Source organism: Desulfosporosinus nitroreducens, assembly GCF_023897015.1.
In the GTDB taxonomy this organism is placed as follows: domain Bacteria; phylum Bacillota; class Desulfitobacteriia; order Desulfitobacteriales; family Desulfitobacteriaceae; genus Desulfosporosinus; species Desulfosporosinus nitroreducens.
Genome location: NZ_JAMHFY010000001.1, coordinates 294,798 through 308,683, shown reverse-complemented (window position 1 = coordinate 308,683; position 13,886 = coordinate 294,798). Strand labels below are relative to the sequence as shown.

Sequence of the window (13,886 nt, the reverse complement as noted above, 5' to 3'; positions counted from 1 at the left end):
AGAAAAACCCATAAATATCACTTTATCAGAACCAGTGCTGGAAGTGGTCAAAGAAAAATGGAATGAGTATGGTTATAAGGATGCATTCAGTTACAAGGCCTAAAATAAGTTCAATAGTTTGCTGAGTTCTTATAGACAGACTTGGGTGAGAATTAGGTTATTTCTTAAAACCAAGAAGTATACAAAATCTGACAAGGATTAAAGAATCTTTGTCAGATTTTCCTTATTGCAATTGCAAAAATACATATCGATGTAACGCTATGGAATTAATAGGGGAAAATGGTAACTAAAAGCATTTTTGAGAAAGATATGTCGAGGCTGGAAGGGATTTATTAATGGATAGAGAAAGAAGAAGAATTGTGTGTAGGAAGCTTATATTGAGTTGAAAGTTGTGAGTTTAGAATTGAGAAGCGTGAATTATCCAAGAAGAATAACCTTGAAGAGAAATAACGAGTCGCGACTATCAGGTTTCACATTATGGGAAGTTCTAGTCGTCCTTTTCCTTATGGGAGTTGTTCTAACCTCATTTACCCCTTACTACGGTTCAGCCTCTAAAAATGTTCGCTTGCAAATGAATCGGGCCAACATCCAAAGAATCGAAGGAGCTGCCCAACTTTACAAGATTGATGTCGGAACTTATCCACACAATGTAACTGATTTAGTATATTATCAAAAGGGCATGAGTGATTGGCATGGTCCCTACCTTAATGAAATACCAATCAATCCATTTAACTTTGAACAGAGTTACCAGCTTGATTCGTCGGGGCGAGTCGATAACTCCTCGGCTAATTAATGATCTAACGTTCGTTAACTTAAAGAGATGATATGGTTTTTTGTGGGAAATGGATAAAGCTTGAATGAAACCATGAAAGGGGGAGGGAGCATCCCAAAAAGTAATAACATCGGCACTGCGAAGGGTTATGTTTTATTTGATGTATTATTTGCCCTGTTTCTTTTCTCTTTAGGATTTGGTGTTCTTTTCGAATTGACAGTTGGGGCGCTTTCTGAATCTCGCCGGGCCACAACCCTTATGGAGGGGGCTAATCTGGCGCAGGCGACAATGGATCACTTGGCAGTCCATAATTGGAGCGATAATATCGCTGACCGTAATTGTATCCCAGGCAGAGCGATAGAAGGAACGGATGGGAAATTCCGTTGGATAATATGTTCAGAATGGCATGACACCCCCCAACTGTTGAAAGTAAGTGTAGAAGTAATTTGGATGGAACGGGGAAACCCTTATCAATATAAGTTGGAGAGTCTTTATGCAGTTGAATAGGTGGACGGATCATTCAGAATGCGGGTTAACCCTTTTGGAAGTGTTAGTTGCCTTATTGATTTCCGGCATTTTCTTACTGACTGCGATGCGGCTGTTTACTGATCAATGGCGTGGAGCGCGTGCTCTCAAGAATCACTTGGAAGCACATTATGCCGTCATGACGGCTGGAAAGACGGTCTCCGATGCAATTCGCATGTCTGAAACTGCAAGCTGGACAAATCCCGGTGTATTGAAGGTGCTACCCTTAGCAGATGATTCTAACCCTTTGCCAACGCTTGATTCCTATTTTATCGATGATTTAGATCATGATGGACAGAAAGATCTTTATTGGAGACATGCTGGAGTTTCCCAACCGGTGGCGAGCTGTATGATTGGATGGAAATGTGCGGAGGTGGAACCGGGATTGTGGAAAATCTTCTTACAAGCAAGCGTCGATGGGCAAATTGCTTCTTGGCAAACTCTGATCAGACCACGGGTATATTCTACTGCACCACAAATACCCTCCGTACTTTGATTAATAGAAGAGTTCCCAAGATAATGGTGCAAAATCAATCAGGTTATTTGAGCCTTCTCGTTCTCTTGCTTTTAACCTTGTTTTCGGGATTGGGGATGGAGGTCTATCTAAAGGGCAATGCAGAGAACCGCATGGTAAAACGTGAAACTCAAAGCAGACAAGCCCTATACATTGCTGAGGGAGGGATTGAGTGGGCTAAAGCCCATTTGCTGGTTAATCCGGAACTGCGGCAGGGGAGTTTGTCATTTGATACTGGTCAGGTCGATATCCTAATTGAGTTTAGTGGAGGGGAGTATAAAGTGACGTCTAAAGGACTTTCCGGATTAGCTGTTCGAAGAATTGAGGAGCGGTTAGAGTTAGTTGATGGAACTTGGGTCATCAAGGGTTATCAGGAATTGCATTGGTGAGGGCATGAAAAACAATCATGAATTTGGTCAGTTTTTAGTAGCTAATGGCTTTCTTAATAAAGTTGGATTATCTGCTGGGTTAGAATTAGCCTTGCAGGCCGGAGAACCAATTGGGGATACGCTTGTGCGTATGGGTGCGTTAAACCAAGCTGGCTTATCAGAGGCTGTAAGACAATATCTGGGGATCCCAGAAGTAAAATTGACCAGGGTCGCAATTGACCCTGCTGTAGCAGGTCTAATTACTGAAGAAATTGCTCGCCGTTACACGCTCATCCCCTTTGAACGGTATTCCGGGGTTTTGAGAGTCGCCATGTTAGATCCCACCCATGAACGGGCCCTCCGGGATGTCAGAATGTTTACAGGTCTGGAAATTGAGCCTGTATATGCTATGAAGGAAGAAATTGAGGCTGCAATTCGACAGTGTTTAACGGTAGAACAATCCGTCGCCCGTCTGGCAAACCTTGCAGAGGATGTTTTGGAAAATCAAGGCGTTTGGTCGGTCGAGTTTTCCGAGACTGCTGAGTTAGATTCCCAAGAGGACGAGGCACCAACCCTTAAATTCGTTCATTCCGTGTTACACGAGGCTGTCGTGCAGGGAGTTAGCGACATTCATTGGGAACCCCGTAAAAGTGCTTTTGTTGTGCGCTACCGAATTGACGGTAAACTTATTAGAAAACATGATCTCTCGGCCAATGCCGCTCGGAGTATTGTCTCCAGCCTGAAAGTAATGGCTCAAATGGATGTCGCAGAACGGCGATTTCCTCAAGATGGCCGAATGACGTTTAACGCAGGTTTTCGGTGTGTTGACCTGCGAATGTCCTCGATGCCTACTGTGTATGGGGAAAAAATAGTTGTACGAATTTTAGACCCGGAGATGGCTCAGCGTCCGCTTAATGATCTGGGAATGCGCTTAGAGGTTGAGACGGGAGTACAAGCCTTATTGAAACGTCCCAATGGTTTGATACTGGTCGTGGGTCCAACGGGAAGCGGCAAGACCACTACCCTCTATGCCCTGCTCAGAGAATTAAACGCTGAGGAGCAAAATATAATTTCAATTGAAGAACCTGTCGAATATCAACTGTCTGGGGTGAATCAGGTACAAGTTAACCTTCCCGCAGGGCTCAGCATTCCTGTTGGGTTAAAACATATCTTGCGTCAAGATCCGGATGTGATCATGATTGGAGAAATCCGTGATGAAGAAACAGCGAGAATCGCCATCACCGCTTCCCTTACCGGACATTTAGTTTTATCAACGTTACATACTAATACGGCAGCAGAGGCCTTAGCTCGGCTCATCGATATGGGGGTAGAGCCCTATCTCTTAGCCTCAGCGGTCAGTGGGGTATTATCTCAACGCCTGGTGCGCCGGTTGTGTGAACATTGTAAGATTAAGTATAAGGTTTCTGAGGCGGAGAAAAGGGTACTCCGTTTACCGGGGTCAGTCGACCAACTGCATCGTGCTGTGGGATGCCCGGATTGTCTGGGGACTGGATTTCGAGGCAGGATTGGGGTACATGAATTTTTGCTGTATAATCAGGAGATTAAAGAACTCGTCCTATCTATGCAAAATGCCAGAGACATTGAACAACAAGCGATGGTTTCTGGGATGCTTACGGTTTTTGAAGATGGGATGTTTAAGGTAATCCAAGGACTTACGACCGTGGAGGAAGTATTGCGTGTTACATCCGGAATACAAGGATAAGAGGAGACGGAAGAGATGTTTTCATTAAAAGAACTTTTGCTTTTGGCTGGAGAGAAAAAGGCGTCAGACATTCATTTGACAGTGGAGAGCCCGCCGGTTTTACGTATTGATGGTTCACTGGTTCAAAATCAGCTGGAAAAACTTTCTCAGGCAGATTTAAATAATTTTGCCCAATCTCTAATGAATGAAAAGCAAGCCAAACGGTTTGCCGAATATGGAGAATTAGACCTATCGTATAGTTTGGCAGGTATTGGACGTTATCGGGTCAATATATTTCGTCAGAGAGGATCTATCGGAATAGTTATTCGCTTGATTCCTTTTGTCATTCCCAGTCCGGAAGAGTTAGGACTTCCGCCAGTAAGTATTGAGCTGGCTAAACTGCATAAAGGATTAGTCCTAGTGACTGGCCCAACCGGAAGTGGTAAATCAACTACTTTAGCATCTCTCGTCGACTATATTAATCGAACACGGGCTTGCCACATCGTGACTATTGAAGATCCGATCGAATATTTACACAGACATAAACTGAGTTTAGTCAATCAACGGGAGGTTGGTAACGATACCCATTCATTTACGAATGCCCTTCGAGCTGTTTTGCGTCAAGATCCGGATGTAATTTTGGTTGGAGAAATGCGGGATTTAGAAACTATCGCTACCGCTGTTACAGCCGCTGAAACTGGGCACTTGGTTTTTAGCACGCTTCATACAAATGACGCCACCCAGTCGGTGGACCGGATAATTGATGTTTTTCCACCTCACCAACAGCAGCAAATTCGCGTGCAACTGGCGGCAGTATTACAGGGAATTATGTCTCAACAATTGTTTCCTAGAGCAGATCAGCAAGGAAGAGTGGCCGCTATCGAGGTTATGATGGCTACGCCAGCGGTTCGCAGCCTTATAAGGGAAGGCAAAACTCATCAGCTTCCAACGGTTATCCAAACGAATGCCAAGTTAGGAATGCAAACTATGGATAAGGCAATTATGGATTTAGTGCAAAGGGGTCTAGTGTCTTACGAGGTGGCTCAGGAAAAGATGCAGAGCCCTGACTGCATGAGGAGATGAGCAGGCAGTATTTTCTATGGAAAGCTGTCGACTTAAATGGAAGAATCCGGCACGGAGCATGGGCGGGTGATGAGAGTACTGAGGTTCAAACCCGCTTAAGGAAGGCAGGATACTTCCCCGTATGGGTTCGAGCAACCCTGAATTGGAAGAACGTATTATTACCGGCCAGAGCTAATTTAAAGTGGAGCAGTTTCGCTCGTCGGTTAGCTACCTTATTAGAAGCGGGAATTCCCATACTTCAGGCTTTGGAAATGATGACCTCCCCTGAAGAGAAAAGATCTTTTGAGCAGGAACAATGGAAAAGCGTTAAGGAGCGAGTGGAATCAGGCAGTGACTTATCAGAAGCTTTAGCTCTTGTGAATCCTTCCCCTAACGCATTTGTACTCTCCATGATTAAAGCGGGGGAATACACGGGAACTGTCGGAAAGGCTCTCAGTGAAGTGGCAGATGAGTTAGATCAGGAACAGGTTTATCAGCAAAAGGCTAAGGCTGCTCTGGCCTATCCAATGCTTTTGTTTTCTGCCGTTATCCTGGTACTTTATGTTCTTTCCGTGTGGGTTCTTCCTATGTATGAAAAACTGTTTTTAAGTGTAGGTGCCACTGAATTACCCTTTTTGACTAGAGTCATTTTTGCCGGCAGTCAAAAACTTCCCCTTTTCTTAGGGGGGGTTGTTGGATTAGTATGCGGTGGTCTGGTGTTTCTGAAATTTACGAGCCCGGATCACTGGAAAATTCGTTTAGACAACTTGCTGGGTCGCGCTCCACTCATCGGAAAGGTCTATCGTCTTCGGGATTTAGTTCAGTTTAGCAGAATGTTGGCTCGCTTATTAGGTGCTGGAATTCCCTTGTTGGAAGCTCTGCGTCTCACAGCAGGATCGTTGCGCAGCCCTGAGATGCTGGCGTTGACAAACCGTCTCGTACTAAATGTCCGTCAGGGAAAGAGAATGGCACCTTTGCTGCGTTCGAGTGGAATTTTTCCCAAGGAAGGGGCTGAAATGATAGGAATTGCCGAGGAAGCAGGTCAACTGGATCAGATGCTGCATTATGTCACGCGGATTTTTCGTCGTGAACTCGAGGAACACCTGGATCGTTTAATGCGTATGCTTGGACCTGTTTTGATTCTTGCTTTAGCTGGGCTGATCAGCCTTGTTGCTGGCGGGGTCATGCTTCCTGTCTTTGATCTCAGTTCACATCTTGAATAACAGACCGGAAATCAGAAGGCAGAAGGCGGAAGTCAGAGGCCTGAGGTCAGAAAAATATCTTGGAGTTAAGTATGTGGCAGGCTTATGATCACGGATAAGTTTAGCTTTACTTAAGATTATCTGATGAAGAGGGGGTTATTTAAGATGAAGGAGGAGAAAAGTGTGAATTATCTCAAACGGGACAAAGGATTTACCCTAATCGAAGTGTTGGCCGTGATCATTATCATTGCCGGGCTGGCAGCTATAGCGATCCCCAAATTAGTGTCAAGTACAGCAAACGCACGGCAAAAAGCAGATGTGGCGACAGCGCACCAAGTTAAAGCCGCCTTAGATCGATATCAAGTTGAAAATGGAACATATCCAAAAAACTTGAAGGACGATGATGGTGTGCTAACTGCTGCCGGGTTTATTCCTAATTACATAAGTAAGTTGGACAAAGCCACCACACAACAGGTGGCAGCGGGGCATGAAGGTTTTGGAGTGGAAACCCTTGATGCGGCTGATACAGATAAAACAGATGAAACGGTGCTTGTCATTCCGGACACTTCACAGCCCACCAATATAATCATGATCTATCTGGCCAGCAACGGTTTGGCCGCAGAAGTTCGAGCGTATGATGGGGAGTTAAAAGAAATCCTATGGACCTCTTCTGTTGATTAGTAATTTAATTAATAGGCAAGTAAATTCCCATATTTAGCACGAGTGCGTTTAATATTTATAGCTGGATGGAAGCAGAAGTGCAACCAGAAAGGATGATACTTCATGATGAGTATGACGGCAGGGCTTGCAGAACTCTCAATACTCTCAATGTTGCTGGGACTCATAATCGGAAGTTTTCTGAATGTAGTCATTTATCGTGTCCCCCGTGGGGAATCTATCGTATCGCCAGGCTCTCATTGTCCTGCTTGCGGACATGCTTTACGGCCTTGGGAACTCATTCCTGTGCTTAGCTTTATAATTCAAAAAGGGCAATGTCGTGAATGTCAGGCACGTATTTCTTGGCGTTATCCGGCCATTGAACTCCTAACAGGAATCCTTTTCTTTTTGACCGCCTACGTTAGTATTGATTCAGGGGTCCACCCAGCGCGACTAGTCTTAAACCTAGCTTTCGTAGCAGCGTTGATTGCTTTATCCTTTATTGATTTAGATACCTTTCGTCTGCCGGATGTTCTTACCCTTCCCCTTTTGGGGATTGGAGTATTAGGAGCTTTTCTTATACCGGGAAGCCCTGGCGGCTGGGAGAGTGTGCTTAGTGCTCTGGGCGCAGGGGGGGTGTTCCTGTTGATTGCGCTGGCCTATCCGCAAGGAATGGGTCTGGGAGATGTCAAGTTGGTGGCGGCCTTGGGTGCCTTCTTAGGGTTTCCTGCAATTTTTCTGTCAGTTTTTAGCGGAAGTTTTATTGGAGCATTAGCAGGAATTTTTCTCCTAATCACAGGTCAAAAGCGCTTTCGGCAGCAGATTCCCTTTGGGCCCTATCTGGCCTTAGGGGCAATATTTACATTATTATGGGGAACCCAAATCTTTGACTGGTACTGGACTTGGATAAGATAATATTTATGCACCATAATCGAACCTCATTTTAAGGGGGTGCTTAAATGCGAAAAAGTTCCATGGTCTTTGAAGTGACTGATGGAGAGATTCGAGGGTTTTGTTTTTCCATCCCTCTGTTTAGAAAACTGGTTCATAATTCTTCAGTGGTCAAATTTGACCGCATTCCAATTCCGACCGGAATTATTGAACAGGGAATTGTACGAGACGAAAACTCCCTAATAGGCATTTTATCGACTTATCGGTCGCAACATCCAGGCAACTGCCAGAAGGCACACTTAGCTGTTTCTCTGCAACAAGGATTCATAGGGTCATATACCCTGCCTTGGCTTTCTAAATACGATCGAAAATCAGCAATACCTCTCTTGGTTGATGAAGAAATATCGATTGCAAGATCAGATTTACTCTATGATTTCCTTGTTATTTCTGAAGAAAAGCATAAGGGCCTACAGGTTTTATTAGGCGCAACACGTCGAAGCATACTAGAACAGTATGCCTTTATTTTTGGACAAGCGGGCTTTAGCGTTAGTGGAGCAGATTTTGCTTATTCTGTCTTGGGTCAAGCCTTGGGATTTGAAGCAGACAAAGATGTGCTATACCTGCAGGGAGATTCAGGGAGTATACACATGGCCTTATTTCGAGGAGTGGTCCCAAAAAGTGTACGGTCGTTACCTTCTCTTCTATCTAAAGATGCAAGTGCGAATGAGGGTCGCGAACAAGGGCGGATTGATGAATGGAAAAACGAAGTCGGGCGCTTTCTTTTATACCACCGGACCCAGCAACCAGACTATAATTTAAAACGTTTGGTCTGGAGTGGAGGGCCCGAAATTGCCCAACTCGCTCAGGCGTTAGCCGCTTCAAACCATAACTTAATGGTTGAACAAGCAATGCTAAAGGATATTCCTGATTCTTGGCAGAAATTGCTTGAGGATAACAAAGGATTTGCTGAGGTGACGATGGGGTATGGCCAGCGAATCTTTTCAGATCGTTCGGGGCTTAACCTATGGTGTCAGCCTGTTGCCAAGCAGAAGGTTAAGAAGACCTATCTGGGTTTAGTCTTTCTGGCCGCGGTATTTTTAATAGCAGGAACTTTGATTTGGTTATCCCTCTGTCAAAGGGCATTGAATTTGCAAGAGGAAATAACACAGCTATCAACTGAAGGTGCCGGGATTGAGGAGCAGAATCGACAACAAGGAGCTCTCACGTCGGCTTGGAATAAGGTGAGTATACACTCGGAAAAAATCGGAGAGAGATTGGCTCAGGTTCAGGAGTTGGAGGGCGCAGAACTGAAGATTGAGCAGATCATCTTTAAGCAAGGGAGTTTGTCTGTTCACGGAAGTGCAAATGACTCCAAAAGTGTTCAAGGGATCATTAACAGTTTGCGGGCCTTAGGATGGGAAGCCCCCTCTTTGTCCAGTTATAAGTTGACAGCCCTAAAAAATGTCGAGTTTATTTTAAATGCAAAACAGGGAGGCAACTATGATTAAATCCCCCCCCCCCCTTTCTATATATCCCTTTTGGCAGCGTCTATCCCGGCGTACTTTAAAGGTTATCTTCGCAGGGGTTTTGATCTGTATTGCGGGTGCATTTTTGGCTCTTTGGCAACCAGCTTATATGCGACTGGGCTCCTTACAGGAAGAAAAGGCTCACTGGCAAGATGTACTAAGAAAGGGAGAGACAAAGCCTAATACCATTATTCCCACAATGGATCAGCTGCCCGATATGATTGAGTTGTGTCGGCACACATTTGCAGATCTGGGCGTGGACGTGGTTTCGTTAAATGTTGAACGGTTTGGGGAGCGGAGAGAGGCCGGTAAAGGTGCAAGGATTGATTATGCTTTAGTTAACTTGCGCTTACTTGGTCAATGGCCAGGAATCGCCAGATCTCTCGCAGCGCTTGAGAAAATGCAAGGAATCAGTATTCATGTTCAAGAGGCGGTGTTAAGTGAAGCAGGTGGAGAAGCTATTTTACAAATCTATTACTGCACAGGTGAGTAAGTTCAAGTTAATGGGATTATAAAGAAATGATTCCCAGAATTAGTAACAAGACATTCTTTCTCTTCCATAGTTTAAGGAGAGGAGGAATGTGACGTGGGCAAGGAATACTGCATTCAACCAGGAGATAATTTTCATGCCTTGGCTCAACGCTGGGGTGGAACTTGTGACGATTTTTTAATGGTCAATCCCAGTGTTGATCCACTAAGGCTTCAAATAGGACAGAAAATTGTTCTGCCCGAATTTAAAGGGTCTAAAGGGTTAGAACAGTATGCAAATATTGATGTAGATCAGGGGCAAGAGTTTGTAGGGGAATATCTTGACGAAGTTGAAATGGAAATAGAGGGAGTTCATGTTCGTCTTCGACGTATTGGGGAACCTAAGACTCCCCATGAAATTCATTTTCTTCTGCCGCGAACAGAGATACGCAAAATTCAGCCGGCAGGGGAATGTGGTCCAACAGAAGTGCAAATAATGTTAAGTAACTTAAACGTTATACTCTCTCCGCGCTTGGTGAGTGGGGATGGGGACAGCGCAGAAAAGGGTAAACTAGCGGTTCAGACAAAAACTCAAGAGCAAACAACTCCGCAACTATCTCAACCCCAACAGCAGGATCAGAACCAACAAACCCAATTCAATTTTGCCCCTCAATACGGTCAGGGAGCGAAAGCGGCATACTAACAAATTTGGATTCGCTTAGGGATAGGGGTTATACGCTTGAGCGAATACCGCCGTTAAAAAGGCCCAAGCAGCTAAACAGAAATGACCGCAAAAAAAGAAACGACAATTTTCGGTGTGAGTCAAGGTCTTCTAAATAACAAATTATATGGAAAACTGGACTTATGAAGGAGGATGTAACGAAACCTAAAGGTTTGTTACATCCTCCTTATACTGCGACAGATATCCAACCTCCAGCCAATGCCGTCTACGCCCGAATCATGGCCATCACCTACCAAGGAGCCACGGGTTACTTCGACAACCTCCAGTTTGAACAAAGCCCACAGATCCGAGGGTATAACGCTCTGCAAAACTACACCTATGCGGGATATCGGTATGATAAGGAAACTGGGTTGTATTTCCTGAATGCCAGGTATTACAATGCAGGGATTGGCAGGTTTTTGCTACAGTCTCCGGTTTGAAAATCCGGCGATTTTGAGAGGAACTAATCTAGATTAGTCATCTCTCAAAACCGGCAATTTTTAACTCGACACCCTTTTCCCTAACCGGGTTTGACTGTCACCCCAGAGCTCTTTGATCTTACGGACCGCTTCCGCTACAGATCTCATAGTGAGGTTAATCCTAAAGAAATAGATGTAATCCGGCTCTTACAAATCAGGCTTGTCCGAGAAACGAATGCGCATTCGTTTCTCGGACAAGCCGTCTGTCAAACTCGATTACCTGTCTTGGCCACTAATTGCTTTATTATCCAATTTTTTCTATAGGGCGATACGCAAGGCTTGGGAACGATTTTGAATTATAAAGACTTGATAGCGTAGCTTAGTATACTTTCGATATTTGTCGAATCGCTGTTGGTGCAACAGAAAACGAAGATAACAGAAGTTTATGGAAATTGGGTCCTTAACTAAAGTATTGCCTTGGGTTGCTTAGGGCAGCCCAGGGGAATCTGGTTTCTATCGTTAATTCATTAATTTTCTGACTTCATCAGGGATTATGATATTATGTAAATTATGATGTAAGAGCTTGGGATGATATGGAGATTGCAATACACTGTTGTCCATTGTCCTTATGCATGGATCACTCTAAAAATACTATGCTACAATAGAAAATTGTGTTAAAATTTTAAAGGTAGTTAAGGAAGTGATTAAATGGGTAAGATATGGGTGTTTAATGGTCCAAATATCAATTTATTAGGGTTGCGTGAGCCTGAGCATTATGGATCGCAAACATTGGCAGAGATTAATCAGGGAATATTAAAATTAGCTGATGAAGCCAAGATAAATGTTGAGTGCCGGCAAACGAATCATGAGGGAGTTCTCATAGATTGGATTCAAGACTTAACACCTGCTGATTTTTTAATCCTTAATCCTGGGGCTTGGACGCATACAAGTTATGCGATTCGAGATGCTATTAGTGGAGTAAAGGTTCCAGCGGTTGAGGTTCATCTGTCCAATATCCATGCTCGTGAAGCATTTCGAGCCAATTCAGTTATTGCGCCGGTCTGCATCGGACAGATTTCAGGGCTTGGTGCAGAGGGGTATGGATTAGCGATGCGCTATGCCATTGCTTACCAAGAGCATCGGGCATAACGCGCGAATCAGATATTCGAACCACGAACTACAAACCACGAACTACGAAAAGGGGGAGACATTTAGTGAGTCGTCTGCAACAAATGCGTCAACAGATGCACAATGGAAATATCGACGCGTATGTTGTGATGCGTCCGGAGAATGGACGATACCTAAGCGGGTTTTCCGGTGGAGAAACCACTCTGTACATTACGTTAGAAAAAGCTCTTTTATTGACCGACTTTCGCTACATAGAACAAGCCAAAGCCCAGGCCCCTGAGTTTGAAATTATTGACGCTGGACAGGACCACTTTACGACTTTGTCAGAAATCGGACAACAGGCACTAAGGGTTGGCTTTGAAGGGGACTTTATCACATATGTGGACTTTGGTAAATTAAAGGATGCATTTTCACAAGCTGAACTTTTGTCCTTACCTGATCTTGTCAGTCACCTGCGTTCGATAAAGGATAGTTCTGAAATTGATTTGATTCGACAAGCAGTTAAGATTGCAGATATGGCGTTTGATGAAGCATTAAAGACCATCGAAATCGGACAGACGGAGGAAGAAATTGGCCTGAACTTAGAATTTTCTATGCGACGGGCTGGTGCAAGCGGGGGTTCATTCGACTTCATCGTGGCTTCGGGTGTTCGTTCAGCTATGCCTCATGGGACAGCCAGTTCAAAGAGAGTTCAATCAGGAGAGTTCCTGACAATGGATTTTGGAGCGATTTATCAAGGTTACTGTTCAGATATTACTCGAACTGTGTTCATCGGCGATCCGGAGGACAAGCATCGGCAGGTTTATGATACTGTCTTGGCTGCCCAGCGGGCAGGGATTCAAGCAGTTGCTCCAGGACGAACTGGAAAAGAAGTGGATGCTGTAGCCCGTGCGATTATCGAAAAAGCCGGTTATGGAGATTACTTCGGACATGGATTGGGACACTCTGTAGGACTGGCTATCCATGAAGGTCCGAATCTAAATAAAAGGGAAGAACGCTTGCTGGAGCCGGGTATGGTCATTACGGTCGAACCTGGCATCTATATCCCAAATTGGGGCGGTGTCCGGATTGAAGATATTGTTTTGGTGACAGAAAACGGATGTGAAGTATTAACTAAAGCACCGAAAGAATTCATTATTTTCGAGTAAAATTTGTCCGAATAGCTAACTGTTGAATAACATCTTTCGCAAGCACCGACGAAGGAGCACGAAGATTCAGACAGGAAAGAACCTTACCGGAATCAAGGATATTGTTTAGGGATTTCTAAGTATTAGACGTTAGAAGAGGACAAACTAACTTATACAAGAATTATTAGGGGGAAGAAATAACATGATTTCTACAAACGATTTTAAGACAGGTCTAACCATCGAATTAGATGGTGATGTATTTTCAGTGGTTGAATTCCAACATGTCAAGCCCGGTAAAGGTGCTGCCTTTGTGCGTACGAAATTGAAAAATGTCAAAACCGGCGGAGTTGTTGAGCGGAGGTTTAATGCCGGAGAAAAGGTTGAAAAGGCTCATGTTGAGCGCCGAGAGATGGATTACCTCTATAAAGATGGGGAACACTTTGTTGTCATGGATAAGGAAACCTATGAGCAAACTTCTTTGACAGAGGCTCAAATCGGAGACGGTGTCAAGTGGTTGAAAGAAAACATGACATTAGGGGTGCTTTTCTTTGACGTGGAGGTTATTGGAGTTGATGTGCCAAATACAGTTCAGCTAGCGGTTGCCGCCACTGAACCAGGAGTGAAAGGGGACACGGCTACCGGAGGGACTAAGCCTGCAACTTTGGAAACGGGCACTGTAGTGCAAGTTCCGTTCTTTGTCAATGAGGGAGATGTTCTGATCATTGATACAAGAACCGGAAGCTATGTTCAACGGGCTCAGTAAAACAAGAATTCAGAGATCAGATGCCAGAAGTCGAAATTGTA

General features: G+C 44.4%; 16 protein-coding genes. All 16 read left to right on the top strand.

The annotated features are described in order from the left end of the window. Window positions 1–391: 391 nt before the first annotated feature. Window positions 392–793 carry a competence type IV pilus major pilin ComGC gene (locus M8E35_RS01720; RefSeq protein ID WP_252467098.1) on the top strand — a complete coding sequence of 134 codons (402 nt, stop codon included), beginning with the start codon at window positions 392–394 and terminating at the stop codon, window positions 791–793. 60 nt (window positions 794–853) lie between these two features. After that, complete coding sequence (locus M8E35_RS01715) at window positions 854–1,279, top strand: hypothetical protein (protein WP_252466993.1); 426 nt, start codon at window positions 854–856, stop codon at window positions 1,277–1,279. After that, window positions 1,266–1,793 carry a PilW family protein gene (locus tag M8E35_RS01710; RefSeq protein WP_252466991.1) on the top strand — a complete coding sequence of 176 codons (528 nt, stop codon included), beginning with the start codon at window positions 1,266–1,268 and terminating at the stop codon, window positions 1,791–1,793. The genes M8E35_RS01715 and M8E35_RS01710 overlap by 14 nt, the downstream gene beginning before the upstream one ends. Before the next feature lie 23 nt (window positions 1,794–1,816). Beyond that, window positions 1,817–2,200, top strand: coding sequence for a hypothetical protein (locus M8E35_RS01705; RefSeq protein ID WP_252466990.1), 384 nt, complete (start codon window positions 1,817–1,819; stop codon window positions 2,198–2,200). After that, the gene (locus tag M8E35_RS01700) at window positions 2,157–3,902 is read left to right on the top strand and encodes a GspE/PulE family protein (RefSeq protein ID WP_252467096.1); all 1,746 of its coding nucleotides are present in this window, start codon (window positions 2,157–2,159) and stop codon (window positions 3,900–3,902) included. The genes M8E35_RS01705 and M8E35_RS01700 overlap by 44 nt, the downstream gene beginning before the upstream one ends. A gap of 15 nt (window positions 3,903–3,917) precedes the next feature. After that, on the top strand, window positions 3,918–4,964 hold the full coding sequence (locus M8E35_RS01695; protein WP_252466989.1) for a type IV pilus twitching motility protein PilT: 1,047 nt from the start codon (window positions 3,918–3,920) through the stop codon (window positions 4,962–4,964). Further along, on the top strand, window positions 4,961–6,166 hold the full coding sequence (locus M8E35_RS01690) for a type II secretion system F family protein (protein WP_252466988.1): 1,206 nt from the start codon (window positions 4,961–4,963) through the stop codon (window positions 6,164–6,166). Before M8E35_RS01695 ends, M8E35_RS01690 begins: the two co-directional genes overlap by 4 nt. Before the next feature lie 162 nt (window positions 6,167–6,328). Continuing rightward, window positions 6,329–6,826, top strand: a complete 498-nt coding sequence (locus tag M8E35_RS01685; protein ID WP_252466987.1) for a type II secretion system protein — start codon at window positions 6,329–6,331, stop codon at window positions 6,824–6,826. Between the two features lie 102 nt (window positions 6,827–6,928). Then, window positions 6,929–7,717, top strand: coding sequence for a prepilin peptidase (locus M8E35_RS01680; protein ID WP_252466986.1), 789 nt, complete (start codon window positions 6,929–6,931; stop codon window positions 7,715–7,717). Window positions 7,718–7,761: 44 nt separating this feature from the next. Then, a complete protein-coding gene (locus tag M8E35_RS01675; RefSeq protein WP_252466985.1) occupies window positions 7,762–9,201 on the top strand; it encodes a type IV pilus biogenesis protein PilM in 1,440 nt (479 codons plus the stop codon). Next, on the top strand, window positions 9,194–9,712 hold the full coding sequence (locus M8E35_RS01670; protein WP_252466984.1) for a hypothetical protein: 519 nt from the start codon (window positions 9,194–9,196) through the stop codon (window positions 9,710–9,712). Before M8E35_RS01675 ends, M8E35_RS01670 begins: the two co-directional genes overlap by 8 nt. 93 nt (window positions 9,713–9,805) lie before the next feature. Next, entirely contained in the window at window positions 9,806–10,390 is a 585-nt protein-coding gene (locus M8E35_RS01665; protein ID WP_252466983.1) for a LysM peptidoglycan-binding domain-containing protein, read from the top strand. A 161-nt stretch (window positions 10,391–10,551) separates the two neighbouring features. Further along, a complete protein-coding gene (locus M8E35_RS01660) occupies window positions 10,552–10,848 on the top strand; it encodes an RHS repeat-associated core domain-containing protein (protein WP_252466982.1) in 297 nt (98 codons plus the stop codon). A gap of 687 nt (window positions 10,849–11,535) precedes the next feature. Then, the gene (gene aroQ, locus M8E35_RS01655) at window positions 11,536–11,976 is read left to right on the top strand and encodes a type II 3-dehydroquinate dehydratase (RefSeq protein WP_252466981.1); all 441 of its coding nucleotides are present in this window, start codon (window positions 11,536–11,538) and stop codon (window positions 11,974–11,976) included. A gap of 65 nt (window positions 11,977–12,041) precedes the next feature. Next, window positions 12,042–13,103 carry a M24 family metallopeptidase gene (locus M8E35_RS01650; protein ID WP_252466980.1) on the top strand — a complete coding sequence of 354 codons (1,062 nt, stop codon included), beginning with the start codon at window positions 12,042–12,044 and terminating at the stop codon, window positions 13,101–13,103. Between the two features lie 181 nt (window positions 13,104–13,284). Beyond that, window positions 13,285–13,845, top strand: a complete 561-nt coding sequence (gene efp, locus M8E35_RS01645; RefSeq protein WP_073030333.1) for an elongation factor P — start codon at window positions 13,285–13,287, stop codon at window positions 13,843–13,845. The last annotated feature ends 41 nt before the right edge of the window (window positions 13,846–13,886 follow it).

Bases quoted from the DNA above. Each gene is read 5' to 3' on its own strand.
- M8E35_RS01710 (WP_252466991.1), top strand. From the start codon at position 1,266: ATGCAGTTGAATAGGTGGACGGATCATTCAGAATGCGGGTTAACCCTT.
- M8E35_RS01705 (WP_252466990.1), top strand. From the start codon at position 1,817: ATGGTGCAAAATCAATCAGGTTATTTGAGCCTTCTCGTTCTCTTGCTT.
- M8E35_RS01700 (WP_252467096.1), top strand. From the start codon at position 2,157: ATGGAACTTGGGTCATCAAGGGTTATCAGGAATTGCATTGGTGAGGGC.
- M8E35_RS01695 (WP_252466989.1), top strand. From the start codon at position 3,918: ATGTTTTCATTAAAAGAACTTTTGCTTTTGGCTGGAGAGAAAAAGGCG.
- M8E35_RS01690 (WP_252466988.1), top strand. From the start codon at position 4,961: ATGAGCAGGCAGTATTTTCTATGGAAAGCTGTCGACTTAAATGGAAGA.
- M8E35_RS01680 (WP_252466986.1), top strand. From the start codon at position 6,929: ATGATGAGTATGACGGCAGGGCTTGCAGAACTCTCAATACTCTCAATG.
- M8E35_RS01675 (WP_252466985.1), top strand. From the start codon at position 7,762: ATGCGAAAAAGTTCCATGGTCTTTGAAGTGACTGATGGAGAGATTCGA.
- M8E35_RS01670 (WP_252466984.1), top strand. From the start codon at position 9,194: ATGATTAAATCCCCCCCCCCCCTTTCTATATATCCCTTTTGGCAGCGT.
- M8E35_RS01660 (WP_252466982.1), top strand. From the start codon at position 10,552: ATGAAGGAGGATGTAACGAAACCTAAAGGTTTGTTACATCCTCCTTAT.
- aroQ (WP_252466981.1), top strand. From the start codon at position 11,536: ATGGGTAAGATATGGGTGTTTAATGGTCCAAATATCAATTTATTAGGG.
- efp (WP_073030333.1), top strand. From the start codon at position 13,285: ATGATTTCTACAAACGATTTTAAGACAGGTCTAACCATCGAATTAGAT.